The organism is Candidatus Competibacteraceae bacterium (assembly GCA_016713505.1).
Taxonomy (GTDB): Bacteria; Pseudomonadota; Gammaproteobacteria; order Competibacterales; family Competibacteraceae; genus Competibacter_A.
The window spans coordinates 449,802-469,755 of the sequence record JADJPA010000002.1 but is presented as its reverse complement, the minus strand read 5'-3'; the positions used below and the strand labels follow the sequence as shown (position 1 = coordinate 469,755).

The 19,954-nt window shown below is 60.4% G+C and carries 21 protein-coding genes and 1 pseudogene; 9 read left to right on the top strand and 13 right to left on the bottom strand.

Translation table 11 applies throughout. From position 1 onward, the window contains the following. Window positions 1-368 precede the first annotated feature (368 nt). Window positions 369-857 (bottom strand): hypothetical protein, encoded by a 489-nt coding sequence (locus IPK09_17135; protein MBK7985321.1) that lies wholly within the window; start codon window positions 855-857, stop codon window positions 369-371. 118 nt (window positions 858-975) lie between these two features. After that, window positions 976-1,218 (bottom strand): hypothetical protein, encoded by a 243-nt coding sequence (locus IPK09_17130; protein MBK7985320.1) that lies wholly within the window; start codon window positions 1,216-1,218, stop codon window positions 976-978. A 26-nt stretch (window positions 1,219-1,244) separates the two neighbouring features. Here IPK09_17130 and IPK09_17125 point away from each other — a divergent pair, with 26 nt between their 5' ends. The 3 genes and pseudogenes from IPK09_17125 (at window position 1,245) to IPK09_17115 (ending at window position 2,673) form a co-directional block, all read left to right on the top strand. Beyond that, on the top strand, window positions 1,245-1,517 hold the full coding sequence (locus tag IPK09_17125) for a type II toxin-antitoxin system Phd/YefM family antitoxin (protein ID MBK7985319.1): 273 nt from the start codon (window positions 1,245-1,247) through the stop codon (window positions 1,515-1,517). Continuing rightward, window positions 1,498-1,779 carry a Txe/YoeB family addiction module toxin gene (locus IPK09_17120; GenBank protein ID MBK7985318.1) on the top strand — a complete coding sequence of 94 codons (282 nt, stop codon included), beginning with the start codon at window positions 1,498-1,500 and terminating at the stop codon, window positions 1,777-1,779. The genes IPK09_17125 and IPK09_17120 overlap by 20 nt, the downstream gene beginning before the upstream one ends. Window positions 1,780-1,858: 79 nt before the next feature. After that, window positions 1,859-2,673, top strand: a pseudogene (locus IPK09_17115) (IS5 family transposase). Between the two features lie 105 nt (window positions 2,674-2,778). Here the strand turns inward: IPK09_17115 and IPK09_17110 are convergent. Genes IPK09_17110 through IPK09_17100 form a run of 3 tightly spaced genes read right to left on the bottom strand, consistent with a single transcriptional unit; the run spans window position 2,779 to window position 5,738 of the window. Further along, on the bottom strand, window positions 2,779-3,465 hold the full coding sequence (locus IPK09_17110) for an ABC transporter ATP-binding protein (protein ID MBK7985317.1): 687 nt from the start codon (window positions 3,463-3,465) through the stop codon (window positions 2,779-2,781). After that, window positions 3,462-4,706: an ABC transporter permease gene (locus IPK09_17105; GenBank protein ID MBK7985316.1), complete on the bottom strand. Its 1,245-nt coding sequence runs from the start codon at window positions 4,704-4,706 to the stop codon at window positions 3,462-3,464. Before IPK09_17105 ends, IPK09_17110 begins: the two co-directional genes overlap by 4 nt. Window positions 4,707-4,709: 3 nt before the next feature. Further along, window positions 4,710-5,738: an efflux RND transporter periplasmic adaptor subunit gene (locus IPK09_17100; protein ID MBK7985315.1), complete on the bottom strand. Its 1,029-nt coding sequence runs from the start codon at window positions 5,736-5,738 to the stop codon at window positions 4,710-4,712. Window positions 5,739-5,883: 145 nt separating this feature from the next. Between IPK09_17100 and IPK09_17095 the strand changes: the two genes are divergently transcribed. Continuing rightward, complete coding sequence (locus tag IPK09_17095; protein ID MBK7985314.1) at window positions 5,884-6,498, top strand: M23 family metallopeptidase; 615 nt, start codon at window positions 5,884-5,886, stop codon at window positions 6,496-6,498. 73 nt (window positions 6,499-6,571) lie between these two features. On the opposite strand, the gene IPK09_17090 is transcribed toward IPK09_17095, so the two are convergent. From IPK09_17090 to IPK09_17055, 8 genes are all read right to left on the bottom strand, one after another. Then, window positions 6,572-7,780 (bottom strand): ABC transporter permease, encoded by a 1,209-nt coding sequence (locus IPK09_17090; protein MBK7985313.1) that lies wholly within the window; start codon window positions 7,778-7,780, stop codon window positions 6,572-6,574. Further along, window positions 7,780-8,469, bottom strand: coding sequence for an ABC transporter ATP-binding protein (locus IPK09_17085; GenBank protein MBK7985312.1), 690 nt, complete (start codon window positions 8,467-8,469; stop codon window positions 7,780-7,782). Before IPK09_17085 ends, IPK09_17090 begins: the two co-directional genes overlap by 1 nt. Before the next feature lie 41 nt (window positions 8,470-8,510). After that, window positions 8,511-9,821: an efflux RND transporter periplasmic adaptor subunit gene (locus IPK09_17080; GenBank protein ID MBK7985311.1), complete on the bottom strand. Its 1,311-nt coding sequence runs from the start codon at window positions 9,819-9,821 to the stop codon at window positions 8,511-8,513. Beyond that, window positions 9,818-11,272: an efflux transporter outer membrane subunit gene (locus IPK09_17075; GenBank protein MBK7985310.1), complete on the bottom strand. Its 1,455-nt coding sequence runs from the start codon at window positions 11,270-11,272 to the stop codon at window positions 9,818-9,820. The genes IPK09_17080 and IPK09_17075 overlap by 4 nt, the downstream gene beginning before the upstream one ends. Window positions 11,273-11,743: 471 nt before the next feature. Beyond that, the gene (locus IPK09_17070) at window positions 11,744-12,544 is read right to left on the bottom strand and encodes a hypothetical protein (protein ID MBK7985309.1); all 801 of its coding nucleotides are present in this window, start codon (window positions 12,542-12,544) and stop codon (window positions 11,744-11,746) included. A gap of 237 nt (window positions 12,545-12,781) precedes the next feature. Then, the gene (locus IPK09_17065) at window positions 12,782-13,255 is read right to left on the bottom strand and encodes a M23 family metallopeptidase (protein MBK7985308.1); all 474 of its coding nucleotides are present in this window, start codon (window positions 13,253-13,255) and stop codon (window positions 12,782-12,784) included. Between the two features lie 18 nt (window positions 13,256-13,273). Further along, window positions 13,274-13,711 carry a hypothetical protein gene (locus IPK09_17060; GenBank protein ID MBK7985307.1) on the bottom strand — a complete coding sequence of 146 codons (438 nt, stop codon included), beginning with the start codon at window positions 13,709-13,711 and terminating at the stop codon, window positions 13,274-13,276. Window positions 13,712-13,730: 19 nt separating this feature from the next. Continuing rightward, a complete protein-coding gene (locus IPK09_17055; GenBank protein ID MBK7985306.1) occupies window positions 13,731-14,438 on the bottom strand; it encodes a hypothetical protein in 708 nt (235 codons plus the stop codon). Window positions 14,439-14,791: 353 nt separating this feature from the next. On the opposite strand from IPK09_17055, the gene IPK09_17050 reads away from it, so the two are divergent. From IPK09_17050 to IPK09_17030, 5 genes are all read left to right on the top strand, one after another. Then, entirely contained in the window at window positions 14,792-15,355 is a 564-nt protein-coding gene (locus tag IPK09_17050) for a DUF924 domain-containing protein (protein ID MBK7985305.1), read from the top strand. Between the two features lie 60 nt (window positions 15,356-15,415). Next, the gene (locus IPK09_17045) at window positions 15,416-16,381 is read left to right on the top strand and encodes a DUF808 domain-containing protein (protein ID MBK7985304.1); all 966 of its coding nucleotides are present in this window, start codon (window positions 15,416-15,418) and stop codon (window positions 16,379-16,381) included. A gap of 54 nt (window positions 16,382-16,435) precedes the next feature. Next, window positions 16,436-17,353, top strand: coding sequence for a polyphosphate kinase 2 family protein (locus tag IPK09_17040; protein MBK7985303.1), 918 nt, complete (start codon window positions 16,436-16,438; stop codon window positions 17,351-17,353). A gap of 3 nt (window positions 17,354-17,356) precedes the next feature. Beyond that, window positions 17,357-18,118, top strand: coding sequence for an SDR family oxidoreductase (locus IPK09_17035; protein MBK7985302.1), 762 nt, complete (start codon window positions 17,357-17,359; stop codon window positions 18,116-18,118). Window positions 18,119-18,367: 249 nt separating this feature from the next. Further along, on the top strand, window positions 18,368-19,927 hold the full coding sequence (locus tag IPK09_17030; protein ID MBK7985301.1) for an AMP-binding protein: 1,560 nt from the start codon (window positions 18,368-18,370) through the stop codon (window positions 19,925-19,927). Window positions 19,928-19,954 lie beyond the last annotated feature (27 nt).

Genomic DNA, 19,954 nt, shown 5'->3' with positions numbered 1-19,954 from the left:
GACCACGCCCTGCGCAATATCGCCGAAACCACGCTGGGCAATTTCGCGGAGTTCGAGAAGACGGGGCAATGCGCGAATGCGGTCAGCGAATGAAATCGAACCGATAGCAAATCGACCAGAGAACGATACACGCCAACCGAGCTTGCGTGGCGTGCCGTTGGGCGTCCAGTTCAGCGTTGGGTCAGGTCACCCCCAACATCGAGCTGGATTTTGCGCCGTCGGGAAGCTCCCGAATCTGAGGTAGCAGATGAGCAGTGACTGAGAAATGCTCTTTGTCAGGTACGACAATTGAGATTTGCAACTTCGTATTTGCCCTCCGCGAATACCGGCAACGTGACATACGTGTAGCACTCTCCTAGGGCCGGACTTTATGCCTGCTCGATGCGCTCTATCATCGTGGTGAGCGCAGCAGTGCGAGGCTCCAAACCATTCAGCCTCGACTCCATGCCACGAAGCTGATTGGCCAACTTCCTGAGCTTGACGACTGCCTCAGCGTGTCCGTCTCGGATCAGGACAGGTGCAAGCGCTTTGCGAAGTCCATCCAACGTGAGCATAAATGCGGGCACAGCCTGACCGGCATTGCCCCAAAGCTGCCCAACCGTCTGCTGTTGAAGATGCTGAAGGCGGCGAATGTAGTCTCCGAGTCGCGCGTCGCGATCACCAATGTCGTCGCCTCCTTGATCTTTGATCAGGTCAATGATCGACCGTGCTTCTTCAATCAACTCCCCGCGAGTAAGCCCCGGAAAGCTCCATTGCCCTTGCGCGTTCCCGAACGGTTCGTCGTTTGGAACTGCGGAATGCACTTGGGTGATAACTTGCTCTAAGTGCTCCTGAATCGCTGTTAGCGTTTGATGCATTCCGCCTCCATAAGAAAGTCTATGTCACTCGAACTTGATGACGAATTTGCGCAGTCTGCGGAAGCCGATACGCACATCCCGAAGTCCAATAAGCGATTATGTGATTTCAGCATATCGGTCACAATTTGCCTTGTTTGTCAAAAATTATTTGATCTTTCTGGTTTTCGCCCACCCACGCTGCCGACGATCCGATCAGCAGCCTTGGCGAGAAGATCAGATCGTGCAGGACTTGCCAGACGTCGGCTCCGGCGCGGGTATCCAGATCACCAGCCAGCCGATCAGCGGGGGTGGTAGTCAGCGATTGTTGGGGATTTGCCCAATTGCTCCACCGAGATATTTTATCTATATTAATGTACGTCATCACCGTACAACTCAGAGCGATACCCGATGGATAGCGTAAGCGTCAATCAATTTAGAGATAAACTAAAAAATCTTGTGGAACAGGTTATTAGCAAGCATGTACCGCTAAAGGTGACACGACGAGGCGGAGATGATTTCATCGTTGTGAGCGCGGATGACTGGGAACGCGAGCAAGAAACGCTTTTCGTTCTACAAAACAGCGATTTGATGCGGCAAATAGCCGAATCTCTGCGCACCCATGAAAAAGGGACAGGATACCCGCCTTCGGCCGAGGAGATAGATGAGATCACTAGTATTTGAAGGCCATACCTGGGCCGCTTATGAAACACTCAGGCTAAAGGACAAACAACTCCATAAAACGCTATGCAACATATTGAAAGAAATGCTGCGCGGCGACCCAAGCACTGGCACGGGCAAGCCCGAACCCTTAAAACACAACCTCTCCGGTCTTTGGTCGCGGCGGCTGAGCCAAAAAGATCGCGTGGTGTATAAATTCGATGATCGGTACATCTATATTTTCGCCATCGGTGGCCACTACGATCAGAGCCTATCCCAATATTAAGCTATTGATATATTTATAAAATGATGATATTCTTGGTTTATAAATTGAGGGTTTGAATTAAAAGGGTTGAGAACTCGAAATGAGGCCTGATCAAAGATACCCCAGTGATCTGACGGATGAAGAGTGGGCGGTGGTGGAAGAATGCCTGCGGCAGGAAGAACAAATAGGGGCGGGTCGCCCGCAGGAAGTGGATTTGAGGCGGGTGTGGGACGCGATTTTGTATATCAATAAGACGGGTTGTCAGTGGGCGTATCTCCCACACGATTTTCCGCCCCGCACGACCGTGAATTACCATTATACGAAATGGTCGGCAAATGGTTTCTTCGCGCGGGTGAATGCGGAAGTCCGCCGGAGGGTCCGAAAAAAAACGGTCGAACCGAGGAGCCGAGCGCGGGAATCATCGACAGCCAAAGCGTCAAGGGTACGGCCGAATCCGCCGAGGAATCGGGTTTTGACGGCTGGAAGAAAGTGAAGGGTAGAAAACATCTCATCGTAACCGATACCACCGGTTGTGTTCTGGCCGTGGGGGTCCATGCCGCCAACGTCCACGACAGTCAGGGGGCGTACCTCTTGTTCAGGACGCTGTTTAACAGCGTATCCACCGTGCGTCGGGTCTGGGCCGATCAAGCTTATCAGGGCGAAGAACTTGCCACCTGGGTGAAAGACACGTTCGCTTGTGAGTTAGAAATCGTGAAAAGAACCGCGAAAGCCTTTACCGTTTTACCCCGTCGCTGGGTTGTCGAAAGAACACTGGCGTGGTTGAGTCGCTATCGTCGGTTAGTCCGTGTCTATGAAAAAAGAGTCGCCTCTAGCGTCGCTATGATTTGGGTTGCTTCTCTTCGTATCCTGCTGAAAAAATTGTATCCTTCTCTTGATGAAGAGAGCCGCGTTTAATCAGCTTCATCTGAATAAGAATTTTCGGATAGGTTCTCAAATTCGATAGCGCTAACAAGGACGGATAAGCCGCAAAGGGCAAAATAGGAAAGGTATTCCCGCCCGCTACGCCCGCCACTGCGGATCGATCCGCCCATCCACGATGCCGATTTGCCGGTCGGCGGCTTTGGCGAAAGTCAGATCGTGGGTGACAGCGATCACGGTTTTGCCGAAATCGCGGGTCAGATCGTGCAGGATTTGCCGGACGTTCGCGCTGGATTGGGTATCCAGATTGCCGGTCGGTTCGTCGGCGAGGATCACTGGCGGATCGTTGGCCAACGCGCGGGCGATGGCCGCCCGCTGGCGTTGGCCGCCGGAAATCTGATGCGGCCGCTTGTGCCAGTGATCGCGCAGGCCCAGTTGATCGAGCAAGGTTTCGGCGCGCTGGCGGGCGGCGTCCTCGGCCAGTTCGCCCAAGCGCCGCACCGGCAGCAGCACGTTGTCCAGCACCGAAAATTCGGCCAGCAGAAAGTGAAACTGAAAGACGAAGCCGAGCTTTCGCAGGCGGGTACTCGCCAGATCGTCCTCGCCGAAGCCGGAGGTATCCTGACCTTCGAGCAGCACCCGGCCCGAGGTCGGGGTATCGAGCAAGCCGAGCAGATACAGCAGAGAGGATTTACCGGAGCCGGACGGACCCATGATCACGGCGAACTCGCCCCGCTCCACCGCGACCGTGACATCCTGCACCAGCGTGACCGGCACCTCGCCGGACAACACCCGTCCGACGCCTTCCGCCGCCAGAACGGGACTCACCCCATGCCCCGCAGGATCGCCACCGGTTGCACCCGACCCGCCTTGCGGGCCGGCAGGTAGGACGCGCCCACCGCCGAAGCCAGCGCGAAACCGGCCGCCAGCAGATATTGTTCGTAGCCCCAATAAATCGGCAAATTGACCACTTGGGTCGCGCCGGGCGGCTTGAAGCTGACCTGCCCCAGCACGCTCATCAAGCCCAGGCCCAACAGCACCCCCATCAAGCTACCGATCATGCCCAGCATCACGCCTTCCGCCAGAAAAATCCGGCGCACGTCGCGGGCGTGAAAACCCATCGATTTCAAAATGGCGATGTCGTGGGTCTTCTCCATCACGATGGTCGAAATGGTGTTGTAAATGCCGAACGCCGCCACCACCAGAATCGCCGACACCACGCTGTACATGATGATGTTGCGCACCAGCAGCACGCTCATCAAATCTTCCGAGGCTTCCAACCAAGACACGGATTTGTAGCCGGTGCGCGCTTCGATCAGCGCGGCCACCTCCCGCGCGCGATAAGGGTCGTCCAACTGGAGGATAAAGCGGTTGATTCGGTTGGTGCGATCCAACAAACTTTGCGCCCGCTTGAGCGATACGAAGGTTTGGGTCTCATCGTAGCTGGCGCCGCCGGTGCGGAAGATCCCGACGATCTTCAAGGCGCGAAGCTCGCCCGCCGCCGAGGCGACATTCACCACGCTGCCCATGCTCAGGCTGAATTTCTTGGCCAACCCCACCCCGACGATCAAACCGTTGGCATTGGACGCCAGCGCGTCCAGCGACCCTTCGATCAATTTTTCCTCGATGGTCGACACCTGCTTCATCTGCGAGGGAACCGCGCCGGTCACGGTCACGCCTTGGGTGCGGCCGGCGAAGGTCAGCACCACCGAACCGACCAGCACCGGCGCGGCGCGCAACCCCGGCAGCGATTCGATGAAGGTCAATTTTTGCGCGTGGCCGCGAATGCCCCGCACCTCGTTCAGCGGCTTGACCCGCCGCACCTCGACCGCGCCGTCCGGCCAGCGCTCCGCCGCCGGTTGGACGCGCGGGTCGCGGTATTCATCCGACACCGTGATGTGCGGGCTGTTGTCGATCAGGCGCTTGATGAAATCCCGTTCCGAGCCGCGCATCAGCGAGGATACCGCCAGAAAAAACGCCACGCCGAGCACGATGCCGACCAGCGACACCAGCGTCGGCCGCTTGCGGTTAACTAAGTGGGTGACGGCGATACCCAGTTGGATCGACACGGTTCAGCCGGCTTTAACGGCCGCGCCGGCGGCGGTTTCGCGCACCCGCCGCCCTTCTTGCAGCCCGGCGGGCGGGCGGACCACGATGCGATCCGCGTCGGTCAGACCCGACAAAATTTCGACGCGGTTCTCGCTGTTGATGCCGGTTTGAACCGGCTGGCGATGCAGCTGGCCGTCGCGCGCGATCCAGACGTGGCCGTCGGCGACGGCGGTCGCCGGGACCAGCAGGGCGTTGTCGCGTTCGGTCACGACGATGTTGACTTCGGCGGTCATCCCGATGCGCAGCGGCGCGTCGGCCGCGGGTTCGATCCGCACCCGGAAACTGCGGCTGACCGGATCGCCTTTCGGCGTGATCGACCCAAGCCGCCCGTCGATGACCCGATCCGGCAGCGCGGGCGCGCGGACCAACACCCGCTGGCCGACTTGCACCAAGCTGATGTCTTCCTCGTCCACCTCGGCTTCAACCCGCAGCGCTTGCCGGCGGGCGAAATAAAAGATCGGCTGGTTGGCGGGGATGAGTTGGCCGATTTCGCCGTCGCGGCGTAGGATTTGACCGTCGGCCGGCGCGGTGAGGGTCATGAAGGCGCGCAGCGCGCGGGCGCGGGCCACCGCCGCCTCCGCCGCTTGCCAGTCCGAACGCGCCCGGTCGCGTTCCAGCACCGTGCCTAAACCTTTGTCGAGCAGGGTTTGGGCGCGGTCGAATTGGATTTTGGCGAATTGAGCCCGCGCCTGGAGTTCGTCCACCGACCGCTGCAAGTCGGCGTCCTCCAGCCGGGCCAGTTCCTGGCCTTCGCGGACTTGCGCGCCTTCATCGGCCTTGAGTTCCATCAACCGGGCGGAATTGCGCGGCGCGAGCGGCAGCATCACGGTCGGCTCCACGGTGCCGGTGGCGTAGACCGCTCGCACCGCCGGGCCTCGGGTCGGCTGGGTGGTTTCCACGGTCACCGGCCCGAACTGTCGCCACACCAAAACGCCCGCGCCCGCCAATGCGGCTAGCGCGATAATTGTCCAAAACAATCCGGGCCGTTTCATGCGGCCATGATACCTGTTTTACCGTCGCCAGCCGCTGGGCGCGGGCTTCGCTGCAGCGAAAGCCCGCAAACTTAACCTTGACCTGCCTTATCAAGCCACTTCCAGGAGTGCTCATGCAATGGGCGGCTGTGGGGCGGGAGCGCCGATGAAACCGAGCGGACCGGCCCATTTCATCCTTGGCACGGCGTTTATCGCCGCCGCGATCATTTGCGCGGGGGGTTCCGAAACGGCGGCCACTCCTTCCGCGCCAACGACGGTTTCAGCCACCGAGCAACAGGCCGATAGCGACCATCTGACAGCGCGGCGGCTGGTTATTCCGGTTCAGGGGGTCCAAGCGAAAGACCTAACCGACACCTTTATTCAACCGCGTGACGACGGCGCCCGCGTTCATGAGGCTCTGGATATCCCGGCGGACCGAGGCACGCCCGTCGTCGCGGTGGAGGGCGGGCGGATCGTCAAACTGTTTCTCAGCAAGCCGGGCGGCATCACCCTTTATCAGTTCGATCCCACCGACCAATACCTCTATTTCTACGGTCACCTCGACCGATACGCGGATGGCATCACCGAGGGGATGAAGCTCACACAGGGCCAAACCATCGGCCACGTCGGCAGTTCCGGCAACGCCAACCCCAACGCACCTCATTTGCATTTCGCTATTTTTAAGCTCGGCCCCAAGCAACGCTGGTGGCAAGGTTGGCCGATCAACCCCTATCCCGTACTGCGCGGTAGTCCCTTACTCGACCCGGCTCTTCGGAAGTGAAAAAATGCTTGTGGTTTGCTGGAAACAGGCCTCCCAATGTTGGGACAATTCGTAGCCGCTATTTTCCTCGCCCTCACTCATGCCGCAGCGCCTCAATCGGATCGAGCCTTGCCGCGCGGCGGGCCGGAAAATAACCGAACACCACGCCAATCGCCGCCGAAAACCCGAACGACAGCAGGTTGATGCTGGGGTCGAATAAATAAGGCACTCGCATCACCTGCGCCAAGCCGACCGAGGCCAACGCCGCCAGCATGATGCCGACGATGCCGCCCAGCGACGACAGCGCCACGGCTTCGACTAGAAATTGCAGCAGCACTTCCCGTTCCAGCGCGCCGATGGCCAACCGGATGCCGATTTCGCGGGTGCGTTCGGTCACCGACACCAACATGATGTTCATGATGCCGATGCCGCCGACCAGCAAGCTCACCGCCGCCACCGCGCCCAGCAACCCGGTCATGACCTTGGTGGTGTTGGTCATGGTTTCCGCGATCTGGCGGGTGTCGAGAATGGAAAAATTGTCGTCGGCGTTCTCCGCCAGCTTGCGCCGCTCGCGCAGCAACAGCCGCAGATCGGCCATGACCCGATCGGTGTCGGCACCGTCTTGCGCCGACACCATCAGCGTGTTGACATCCTGATTGCCGGTCAGCCGCCGTTGCAGGGTGCGCAGCGGGATCACGGTGATATCATCCTGATCCGTCCCCATCGCCGATTGGCCCTTAGACGCCAAATTACCGATGATTTCGCAGGAAAAATTGCCGACCCGCATCTGGCCGCCCAGCGGCGATTCCCGCCCGAACAATTGCTTGCGGATGGTTTCCCCGATCACGCACACCGCCTTGCCCGCCCGTTGCTCGCCTTCGGTGAACAGCCGCCCGCTCGCCAGCCGCCAGTTTGCCACCGCGAAATACGGCTCGGTGCTGCCGGTGATGTTGGTGGCCCAGTTGTTGGCCCCATACACCACCGTCGCGGAGCGGGTGGCGACCGGCGCGACGCCCTTGATGCCGCCGAGTTGCCCGGCAATCGCCTCGGCGTCGGCCACCTTGAAGCGCGGTGCGGCGGAGCCGTCCCGCATCGGGCCAAGCTGTTGGCCGGGCCGCACGATGATCAGATTGCTGCCCAAACTGCCGATCTGATCGGCCACCACGCGGGTCGCGCCGTTGCCGAGCGTCACCATCGTAATCACCGCGCCGACCCCGATCACGATGCCGAGGATGGTCAGAAACGACCGCAGCAGGTTGCGGCGGATCGCGCGCAGGGCGAGTAACAGGCTGCTCCAGACCATCAGGCGCGCGCTCCGTTATGGTGGTCGGCTTCGACTTGGCCATCCCGAAAATGCACGACGCGCCTGGCGTAGCGGGCCATGTCCGGCTCGTGGGTGACCATCAACACCGTAATGCCCCGGTCGCGGTTCAGCGCCACCAGCAACTCCATGATTTCGTGGCTGCGCTGGCTGTCGAGGTTGCCGGTCGGCTCGTCGGCCAGCAGCACGGTGGGATCGGTGACAATGGCGCGGGCGATGGCGACCCGCTGTTGCTGGCCGCCGGACAGTTCGGCGGGCGTGTGTTTTTCCCACGGTCGCAAGCCGACCGCCTCCAATGCCGACCGCGCCTTGGCGTGGCGGGCAGCGCGCGCTTCACCGCGATACACCAGCGGCAGTTCGACGTTTTCCAGCGCCGTCGTCCGCGCCAGCAGATTGAAGCCCTGAAATACGAAGCCCAGATAATGCCGCCGCAACAGCGCGCGCTGGTTGCGGGACAGCCGTTCGACGTGCAGCCCGCGAAAGCGATACGCGCCCGCTGTCGGGCTGTCCAGACAGCCGAGGATGTTCATGGCGGTGGATTTGCCGGAACCGCTCGGCCCCATCACCGCGACGAAATCGCCCTGCTCGATGCGTAAATCCACCCCGCGCAAGGCTTGAAACGTAGCCTGTCCCTGGCCGTAAACCTTAGTCACGCCCCGCAGTTCGATCAGCGGCGGGCCGTCGTCCGGCGCGGCGCTTTCCGCCGTCGCGCTCATTTCGGGCCGCTCAAGACAGCAGTGATGACCGGCGTTCCCACGTCCAGCCCCTCGCCCGCCACTTCGGTCGCCCGGCCGTCGGAACTGCCGACCGTGACCGGCACCGCGACCGGCTGACCGTCGCGCAACACCCAAATCTGGCGCAAGCCGCCTCTTTTGTCGGACGCTACCCGGCCGCCGCGCCGTCCCCCACCCATCCCGCGCGGCGGGCGCGGCAGCAGGCTGGACAGCAAACCACCGCCCTGACTGGTCTGCGCGTCGTCCGGCGGCGGGGTGAAACGCAACGCGGCGTTGGGAGCCAGCAGCACGTTTTCCCGTTCGGCGGTGACGATTTCGGCGGTGGCGGTCATGCCGGGGCGCAGGCTCAAATCGTCGTTGTCAACCTTGAGGATGGTCTTATACGTCACCACGTTATTCACCGTTTCCGCGCCGAAGCGCACCAAATCAATCCGCGCCGGATAACGCCGGGTGGGATAGGCGTCCACGGTGAAGGTGGCGGTTTGCTCCGGCTTGACCTGCCCGACATCGGCTTCATCCACGTCCACCTGCAATTCCATCCGCGCCAGATTTTCGGCCAGCGTGAACAGCACCGGCGCTTGCAAAGAGGCGGCCACAGTCTGACCGGGATCGGCCGAGCGTTTCAGCACTACCCCGTCGATGGGCGAACGGATCGAGGCTTTGGTGAGATCGGTTTCGTTGGAGCGCAAGCTGGCTCGGGCTTCCTCCACCGCCGCCCGCGCGCTGGCCTCATCGGCGATGGCCCGTTCCAGCGTCGCTTCCGCTGTTTCCAGTTCGGCGGGCGCGGGCACTTTGCCGCCGCTCAGTTTGGCGACTTGCCGCAACCGGCCGAGGTTGGCGCGGGTTTCCTTGACCGTCGCCACGGTTTGCAACACCTTGGCTTCGGCGGAGGCCACGGCGGCTTTCGACTTGGCGATCTGGTCGTTCAGTTTGGCGACGTTGAGGCGGGCTAGCACCTCGCCTTTCTTCACCCGGTCGTTGTAATCCACCAGCACGGTTTCGATGGTGCCGGACAACTCGCTGCCGACCTCCACTTCATTGACCGAAGCCAGCTTGCCGGTGGCCGAAACCGTGACCCGCAGATTGCCCTGACCGAGCGCTTCGGTTTGATACTGCGGCGCGGCTTGAGCCTCGGCTTGGGATTGAAAATAGCGGTAGCCGCCGACCGCCAGCGCGGCGAGCACGGCAAGCGCGAGCAGCCAGCGCAGCGCCGCTCCGACCCGGCTTTTGGCGGGTTCCGCGCCGATGATCTTGGCCAGTTCGGAGTCGGGCTGGACAGGTGGACTCACGAGGGTTTTCCTTTGAACGATGCGGCGGTCTGATGGGCGGCTGGCGGCGACCAACCGCCGCCCAGCGCCTTGTAAAGCTGGATCAGGGCGGAAAGATGCTCGGCCTGACTGGATTTGAGATTGTCCTCAAGACTCAACACGCTGCGCTCGGTATCCAGCACGGTTTGAAAATCGATGAGGCCGGAGCTGTAGCGTTGCCGGGCCAGCGTCGCCGCTTGTTGGGCGGCTTGCACGGCCTCGCGCAAATTCTGCTGCCGCTCCCGCGTATTGGCTAAAGCGACCAGCGCGTTTTCGACTTCCGACAGTGCATTCAGCACCGTTGATTGGTAGCTGACGAACGCTTGTTCCTGAACGGCGGTTTGAATCTCGATCTGCTGGCGGATGCGCCCGGCGTCGAAAATCGGCCCCGTGACGCCGCCCAGCACACTGCGGGCCAGCGCATCAGCACCCGCCAGCGCACCGAGACTGAGCGCCTCCAAACGCAGCGAACCGCTCAAGTTGAAGCTGGGATAACGCGCCGCCTCCGCCTCCCCAATCCGGGCGGTTTCCGCCGCGAGTTTCCGTTCGGCGGCGCGCACGTCCGGCCGCTGGCGCAGGGTGTTTGCCGGAATCGCCACCGTCACCCGTGCGGGCGGCTGCGGGAGGCCCGTCATGTCGGACAATCGACCCGCCAGCGCGCCGGGGGTATGGCCGAGCAGGATTTCCAGCCGGTGTTGGGCTTCCGCCGAGCCGGTTTCGAGCGTCGGAATTTGGGCGCGGGTCTGCGCCAGATTGGAGCGAGCCTGTTCCACGTCCAAGGTCGAAGTCAGACCGGCTTGCGCCCGCCACCGCGCCAGTTGCAAGGTTTCGGACTGCGAGGCGACATTGGCCCTGGCGATAGTCAGCCGTTCCTGAAAGGCGCGCAGTTCGACGTAATTCAGCGCCACTTCCGAGGTCAAGGACACTTGCACGGCGTAGAGATTCTCCGCCGCGGCTTCCAGATCGGCTTGAGCGGCTTCCGCGACGCGCCGCAAACCGCCGAACACGTCCGGCTCCCAACTGGCATCGAAGCCGGCGTTGTATAGCTCGCGAGTTTTGCCGGTGCCGGTTTCGGCGCTGCCTTTGGAGACGCTGGCCGCGCCCGACGCGGTGATGATCGGAAAGCGGTCGGCCCCGACCAACGCGCGCCGGGCGCGGGCTTCGCGCAATTTGGCCTGGGCGGTGCGCAGATCGAGGCCGCCACGCAGCGCCTGTTCGATCAGCCCACTCAAGGCCGGATCATTCAGTTGCCGCCACCAGCTCGCTAGCTCCGTGGGCGAGGCGGGCGCGACCACGACCCGCGCCGCCACCGCGCCTTGCCAGCTCGCTGGAGCCGCTGAATCGGGTGCGATGTAGTCGGATCCGACCGCCGCACAACCCGCCAGCAAACCAGCCGCCGCCTGCAATGCGACACACTTGCCAGCCAGCCTGATGCCCCACCGCCACGACACGGCATGGTTTGCCGTCGAGCGATGTTCGCTTGTTTTCAAATCTTCGCTCCTTTCATCCCGATCAACCGGCCGTTTTCAGCCGGACCCGTCAAAAAGCGCGCCCCGTTCTTGCGCCAACCAGCGCGGCAATTCTGCATCATGTTCCATGAGACGATCCTGAATATTAACGGTCGCCATCGCTATCGCGGGAAAGCGTGATTTCGTCCGGCGCGAAGCTCAACTTCTCATAAAAATTCTACTGAAAACGATCGCGGCGGCGGGTGGCGAGAGGGCGCGGGTGCGCCCGATGGATGGCGACGCCGGACTGGACGAGATGCCGGCGGGCAACCGCGGGAAGATTTGGAGGTGACGGCGGGGGACAGCGAGACGAGCGCGGCCTAAAAACGTTCCAATGCAAACCGCTATCGGTCAAACCGAACGGCTGCTGGCGCCGCGCGCTGTCTGCTGAAATCGCTAAATGAAGGCGGAATTGCGCAACCGCAAGCAAAAGAACTCTCTCGCGATGTAATAATGCAGTTCAAAGCCCTTGATTTCATCCATAAAAATAAAGTTCCCTCGCAGATTGCTCACCGCCTGTTTGACGAAATCTCCCTCTTGCGGTTTCGCGGTTTTCGCGGGCTGTTTGGCGGTGGCGGGCGGCTGGCTGATGAGCTTGTCGACCTGAGCGTCGGTGATGTCGACACTCACATTCTGGCCCATGGACGGAAATGTCAGATAGTGGCCGATGGTGACATGCAAATTCTTGAGGGGAGGACCGGGCGGGTCAACCTTGTTTCCCAGGGCGTTCGCTCGCCCTTTGCCCATCAAATACAGCTTCACTGATTGCCGCGCGGTGCTCTTGCCATAGACGACATATAGTGGCCGGCCCTCTTTTCCCGACACGAATTGATACCAAAACGTAGCGTCGTCGGGCTTGGCGTTCGCGCCGTACAGGCAATCAAACCCCCAGCATTCCTGGAGCCTCGATCGGTATTTACCCAACGTTCCAACGAGCTTGCGCATCCCGGCCCCGCCTCCGGAATGGCACGCGATCACTAGGTTCTTGACATCGAAAGCCGGCGGGAACGGCGGTTTTTGAGACTTGGCCAAGGCTTCGAGAATCCCATCGAGATAGCGCTCGCCCCATTTTCCGTCTCCCAGATCCTTGACAGTGTAATCTCCATAAAAGTTACCCTCACCATCCACTTCCTCATCGCCCAAGAAAGGTGCGATGAGCACCACATTCTTGCCGGACCTGAGCACCTGCTCCCGCACGCGCGCCGCATCGTTGAAAAAAAGAAACTTGTGATTTTTGACATAAAACCCGTGCAACCACAAAACCACGGTTAAATCCTTTTTTTTGGTCTCCAGATACTTCGGCGGCAGATAAACCGCCGTGGGTTTCAAACAAGCGTTGTCCGACCCCGAAAACAGCGTGAGACCCGGAAGCGTGCTGGCGGGATATTCCTTGAGGTTGCAGGGCATGAAAGTATCCTCCGGGATTTCAGCGGGCTAGGGCGGCGTCGCCCGCAGCGTGCAGCCGTCGAGATAATCCGCCGGCTCGATCAGATCCGAGCGCCGCTGGTAAGGCGGATTGGAGCGGACCGTCAGCGGACCGGACCCGCTCCCTTCGTACAATTCGAAATGCAGCATCGAGCTGACGTACATCTTGCCGACATAAGCGATCAGATTGCCCTCGGCCACTGGAGATCCCTTCTTGATTCCTGGAGCCAGTTTCTCGATTTCGCAGTAGCGCACTAGCTTGCCCGAATCCAATCGGAACTCGATAGCGTAGGTTCCCCGATAAAACAAGTAGGGTTTGGTCGCGACAACCCCGTTCTCGACGGCATAAATTTTGGTCCCTTTCGGCGCGATGAGATCGCAGCCCGCATGTTTTCTGTTGCCGCCATCGCGGTTCGCTCCGAAGCGGCGGCCGCCGCTTCGGTAGCTGAGAGTGGGTTTAAACGGTAACGGGAAAGTGGCCATTATTTTTTTCTCCTTCACTCAATCGTTGTGTGGAATTTTTTGACCCGAAAGCACTTTCTTAACCTGCTGGCGGAAAGCGCGTCCGTCGAACGATCCGCCGTAAAATTCGACGTGAAGTCGGCCGCCTTTCAGATAGGCCGCCGGTTCCGTCGCCCCGGCGCTCATCTCGAAGACGATGCTTTTCGCTCGATCTTGCAAACGCTGGTTCGCTGTCTTGTCTTGCTTGCAAAGGGTGTCCAGCTCGGCCCGCAACGAAGCGACAGACTTATGAAAGGCTTGAATGTCCTCGGCGCTCGCCACGTCCGTATCCAGAACGTCGCCGGTCTTGGCGGGGACGCTCGTACAAACGGCGGCGCCGCCATCGGTTGCGGCGGGTTGAGCGATAGTTTGCCCCGCAAAAAAAGCCAGTACGGCGATAAGCGTCAGGCAGGCGGGTTTCAATAACGGTCTTGTCATGCTTGAAACTCCTCGGTCATTACAAAAAGGCGGGAATAAAGGTGCGCGGGAAAGCGTCGTGCGCGAGGCTCACCACACCGACATCGGCGTTTGGCAATGCCGCGGCGCGAATTTTTTCCGCTTCCGCGCGGGGCTTGCGCGACCATTGATGCGTCGATGCTCGCACCCGCAGCCGCTTGGACGCATTGGCCCGACACCAATCGATCCACTGGCGTCCTTCCCCCCAGTACATGCAATCGAGCGCCCAGACCTGCTCCACTAAAGGCAGGTAAACGGACGAGGATTTAGCCGCCGCCAGCAACGCAAAACCCCCACCCGAATGCGCGGCCAAAATCACCGAAGGCGGATTGGGCACATTGACCGGACACGGGCGCGTCGGGTTGGCGTTTTCGATCAAGACCCGCAAGCCGCCCTCGATCAAGGCGGTCAGCCCCGCACTGGTCTGAAACTGAAGAAAGCTGGATCGATGCCCTCCCCAGGGCTGGATCAGGGCCACCCGTTTGCCGCTCAATAAGGGCCGTAAATCCCGATTGGTTGGATTCGAGCGTAAATAAGCCCCCAGATTGGCCGTGTTGTTATGGCCGTGGAAATAAACCAGCGTGGGAACGGTTTCGGCCAACGCCACTCCTGACGGTAAAAACGCCATCGCGTCACCGATGGCGGACCCACCCCGATAGACTGGAAAAAAGTGTGTGGTCCCATTGGCATCGGTCGTGGTGGTCACCATGCTTTAAGATTCCTGTGGCTACAGCTACTCAAATTCCAGCACTCAGCGTAACAATGGCCTATCAACCGATGGCGTTTGTACACCGTCAGGCTATAGCATTTTCTGTACCAAGAGGTTTTTAATCGGCCGAGGCTATAATCGCGCTGAAATTCATCATTGCTGACCCCAACATGACTCAAGCGACCGTGACCGCGTTCCAAATTAAAACCAGCCAGTCCAGCATGAACAGATCAGAATGGCCCTTTAAGCTGCTCGCTGTCTTGCATGGAGCCAGATCGGACCGGCTGGAAAAGACCGCTAAACTTTGTTCAGATAGGGTGTGACGTTCCATCCCGTAGCGAGGCAAACGACAGATGACCGAGCCAACCCGCATCGCCAACCCGCAACAGCTGATCGCGTTCTGGTTCGCGGAACCGGCGCAAGCGCTGTGGTTCAACGCCACGCCGGAATTCGACCGAAGCTTGCGCGAGCGCTTTTTGCCGACCTATCGCGCGGCGGCGGCCGGCCAACTGGCGGAGTGGGAGCAAACGCCTTCCGGCGCGCTGGCGCTGGCGGTTGCGCTCGATCAATTTCCGCTCAACATGTTTCGCGGCCAGCCGGAAAGCTTCGCCACTGAAGCCGCCGCCCGCGCGGTGGCGGAGCGGGCGCTGGCGCGCGGTTTCGATCGAGAACTCACGCCAACAGAGCGGCTGTTTTTATACCTGCCGTTCATGCACGGCGAAACGCTGGCCGATCAGGAGCGTTCGGTGCAACTGTTCGAGCGGCTGGGTTTGGATGACAGCACGCGCTTTGCCCGCCACCACCGCGACCTGATCGTCCGTTTTGGCCGCTTCCCGCATCGTAACGCTATACTGGGACGCGACAGCACGCCCGAGGAAGCCGCTTACCTAAACTCGCCCGACGCGTTCCACGGCTGAACAGGCCCTGTCAGCAAACCGCAGTTCATACCCTTTACCGTTGACCCCAGGAGGGACCGCATGGCCGGCACCAGCCTTTTGGCGTTGCTCGATGACATCGCCACCATACTCGATGACGTGGCGTTGATGACCAAACTGGCGGCGAAGAAAACCATCGGGGTTCTGGGCGACGATCTGGCGCTGAACGCCGAGCAGGTCGCCGGGGTGCGGGCCGAACGGGAATTGCCGGTGGTGTGGGCCGTCGCCAAGGGTTCGATGGTGAACAAGCTGATCCTGGTGCCGGCGGCGCTGCTGATTACCGCCGTAGCCCCTTGGGCCATCACGCCGTTGTTGATGATCGGCGGCGCTTTCTTGTGTTATGAGGGTTTCGAGAAGGTCGCGCACCGATTTTCGCATCCCAAGGAAGCCATCGCAGCGGAACACGCTCATGCAATCGAGGTGTTGGACGATCTCACTATCGATCTGGTCGCATTCGAGCAGCAAAAGATCAAGGGCGCGATCCGCACCGATTTCATCCTCTCGGCGGAAATCGTGGTGATCGCGCTAGGCACCGTGCAACAGGCGTCTTTTCCGGTTCAAGTGGCGGTCATCTCCGGCATCGCCGCGCTCATGACGGTCGGCGTCTACGGGATCGTGGCCGGCATCGTGAAAATGGATGACGCGGGCGCGTATTTGATGCAAGTGGAAGACGGCACGGCATCAGGCCGCCTCAAGCGCGGCGTGGGCTATCTGCTGTTGCAACTTGCCCCGTACCTGATGAAATCGCTGGCCTTCATCGGTACGGCGGCCATGTTTCTGGTCGGCGGCGGCATCCTGCTGCACGGCTTGCCCCACTCGCACGAGATCGTGCAACACCTCGAAGCCGCCATTCACGGCCTGCCGGGCTTCGGCGGGCTGCTGGCGGCCATCGCGCCTGCCCTGCTGAACATGCTCGTCGGCATCGGCGCGGGCGCGCTGTTGCTGGCGGCTATCAACAAGCTCGCCGCCTTGTTCGGTGGTCGCAAGAATCAGCCCGATCCGGCATAGCGCACCCACCAAATTCCCCCCGTCGAACGACTTCATTTCATCAGGAAGCCCACCATGCCGAAAACCCGTTCAGGCCACGCTAGATCCGCCGCTGGCGAACCGGAGAATTATCTGACGGCCCTACGAGTGCCGCCCGGCAAGAAGATCGTTTTGGCCAAGGATTACGACCCCGCGTTTACCGCCGGTTTCTCCGACAAACAAGCGGCCAAAAAGCAGTTGGAGGACAACACCGCCGCGCTGGCCGCGTATCAGGACATTCTTTACGCGCAAGACACTTACGCGCTGCTACTGATCTTTCAGGCGATGGACGCCGCCGGCAAGGACGGCGCGATCAAGCACGTCATGTCCGGCGTCAACCCCCAAGGCTGTCAGGTGTACAGTTTCAAGGTGCCTTCCACCGAGGAGTTGGATCACGATTATCTGTGGCGATCCATGAAATGTTTGCCGGAGCGGGGCCGCATCGGCATCTTCAACCGCTCTTACTATGAAGAAGTGCTGGTGGTGCGGGTCCATCCCGAATTTCTGGACAGTCAGAAACTGCCCGCCTCGGCCCGCAAAAATACTTGGCGCCATCGTCACGAACAGATCAATGCGTTCGAAAAATATCTGGTCGAAAACGGCATCGTCGTGTTGAAGTTTTTTTTGAACGTCTCCAAGGAAGAACAGAAACAACGCTTTCTGGCCCGCATCGACGAGGCCGAGAAGAACTGGAAATTTTCCGCCGCCGACGTCAAGGAACGGACCTTCTGGGACGATTACCAACGCGCGTATCAAGACTGCCTCAACCAGACCAGCACCGAATGGGCGCCGTGGCATGTCATACCCGCCGACCGTAAATGGTTCACCCGGTTGGCCGTTTCGCAAATTATCGTCAACACTCTGAAACAACTGAAATTGCGCTATCCCGAAGTCAGCGAGGCGAGGCGGCGGGAATTATTGGACATCCGCAAGCTGCTGGACGCGGAAGGCTGAACGGTGGACGCCCGGATCGCGCTCGTCACCGGCGGCGGTCAGGGCATCGGGCGCGGCATCGCCGAACGGCTACTGCGCTCGGGCTGGCGGGTGATTATCGCCGAATTCGACGACCAAGCGGGTCAGGAAACCGCGCGGGAACTGGCCACGCACGGGCAAATCGTTCATCTGCACACCGATGTGGCTGATGAGGAATCGGTCCGCGCGACCTTGGAAGCGGTCGCGCGACGCTTCGGCCGGCTGGATGCCTCGGTCAACAACGCTGGAATCGCTCGGCCGCTCGGCGGGCCGGTGGAGACGCTGGCGCTGGCCGATTGGAACCGGGTGATCGGCGTCAATCTGACCGGCTGTTTTTTGTGCGTCAAGCACGCCGCGCCGCTGCTGCGACCGCGCGGTGGGGCCATCGTCAACATCGCCTCGACTCGCGCCCTGCAATCCGAACCCAATACGGAAGCTTACGCGGCTTCCAAAGGCGGGATAGCGGCGTTGACGCACGCCTTGGCGATCAGTCTGGGACCGGCGATCCGGGTCAACTGCATCAGTCCGGGCTGGATCGACGTGAGCGCGCTGCAAAAAGCGGGTCGGCGGGATTCGTCGCCATTGCGGCCGCTCGATCATACCCAACATCCCGCGGGCCGAGTCGGACAGGCCGAAGATGTGGCGGCGCTGGTGGAATTTTTGCTGTCGGCGGACGCTGGCTTTATCACCGGCCAGAATTTTTTGGTGGATGGGGGTATGACTCGGAAGATGGTTTATGCGGAGTGAGATAACCGCTGTTGTAAACTCTGATTTGAGAGATTTATACAAAGACTGTTTCATTTGTGGAGGAGACAAGATCGCGCAACGCTAGCGCGGCTGTTCGACCGAAACCGCTAACCGGTGCGAAAGAGCCGCGTTACTTTGCGTTAGTGAGCTGAAAATGCTCGGCTTGGCCGCCTTGTCTGGATACCCAAGAATGAGGGAGCGGTGAGCTGAAGCCCGTGTTTTCCTGAACTCAATGCAAGGAGATTTCCCATGGGACTCACGCAACATTACGACGATCTACCCATGCACTGGGTCGGCGATTGGGCGGGACGCCGCGCTGCCCTGACCCCCCAGCGGACCGCGCTTTACGACTCATTCACCAAACAGACCTACACCTTTCAGGACATCGACGACCGGGCGTGCCGGGTCGGGACTTATCTCAGCGACGTGCTGGGCTTGCGCAAAGGCGATGTGCTCGCCCTGATTTGTCGCAACCGCATCGAAGCCATCGACCTTTATCTGGCCTGCGGAAAACTGGGCATCATCCTGGCCCCGTTGAGCCAACGGTTGAAAAAACCGGAGCTGGACGACCTGCTGGCGCGGCTCCAGCCCGGCGTTCTGGTTTACGAACACGCCTTTGCCGAGCTGGTTTCGAGCTTGGCGGTTCCGGCGTCGATTCGGGCGGTCACCGACATCGATGACGACAAAAACATTTTTGAAAACATCATTTTAAAGACCGATCCCAGGGCGGTGAACGTGCCGCTGGCGATGAATGATGTGTGCCTCTACGTCCACACCGGCGGGACGACGGCGGTTCCGAAAATTTGCATCGTGTCGCACCGACAGATGATCTGGAACTCGTTCGACATTCTCGCCACCGGCATCATCGGCTTTTACAAAACGGTGCTCATCACCTTTCCGTTCTTTCACATCGGCGGCTGGAACACCTTCACGCCGCTGTTTCACGCCGGCATCACCAGCGTTTTGCTGCGCGAGTTCAATCCCGGCTTGATCCTCGAACTGATCCATGAAGGGCGGGTCGAGAACTTCGGCGCGGTCGAAGCCATGCTGCAATTTTTGATCGCTCATCCAAAATTTGGCGAAACCGATTTTTCCAAAGTGAAGGCCATCACTACCGCCGCCGCGCCGTGCTCGAAAGCGGTCATGCAAGCCTTTCTGAACAAAGGCATTCCGATCAGCCAGACTTACGGCATGACCGAGGCGGGCCCCTCCAACTTCGCCTATATCCCCCGCTCCGACTCGTTGGAAGAATTGCTCGATAATTCAGCAAGCATCGGCACCTCGATGTTCCATTGCGACGCCAAGATCATCGATCAGGAATCAGGTCGGGAAGTCGAGCGCGGCAAATTAGGTGTGCTGTGCCTGCGCAGCCCCCACAATTTTGACGGCTATCTGCACGATCCGACCCGGACTGAGAAAATCCTCAACGAGCGAGGGTGGATTTATACCGGCGACCTCGCGATGCAGGATCAGGAGGGTTTGGTGTTCGTCAAGGGCCGCGCCGATAACATGTTCATCTCCGGCGGCGAAAACGTCTCCCCGGAGGAGATCGAACAAGCTCTGATGAAACATCCCGCCGTCGCCGGAGCGATTTGCGCCGGTGTTCCCGATCAAAAATGGGGGCAAGCGCCGGTCGCGCTGGTGGTTTTCCACGCCGGAACCAGCGTTTCGGAAGATGCGCTTACCGCGTTCTGCCGGGAGCATTTGGCCGGTTATAAGGTTCCCAAGCACATCCGGCCGGCCACCGAACTGCCGCTCACCGGCGCTGGCAAACTGAACCGCAACGCCGTGATTGCGATGTTTGCCTAGAGGGTGTCACGCACCTGACAAAAGGTT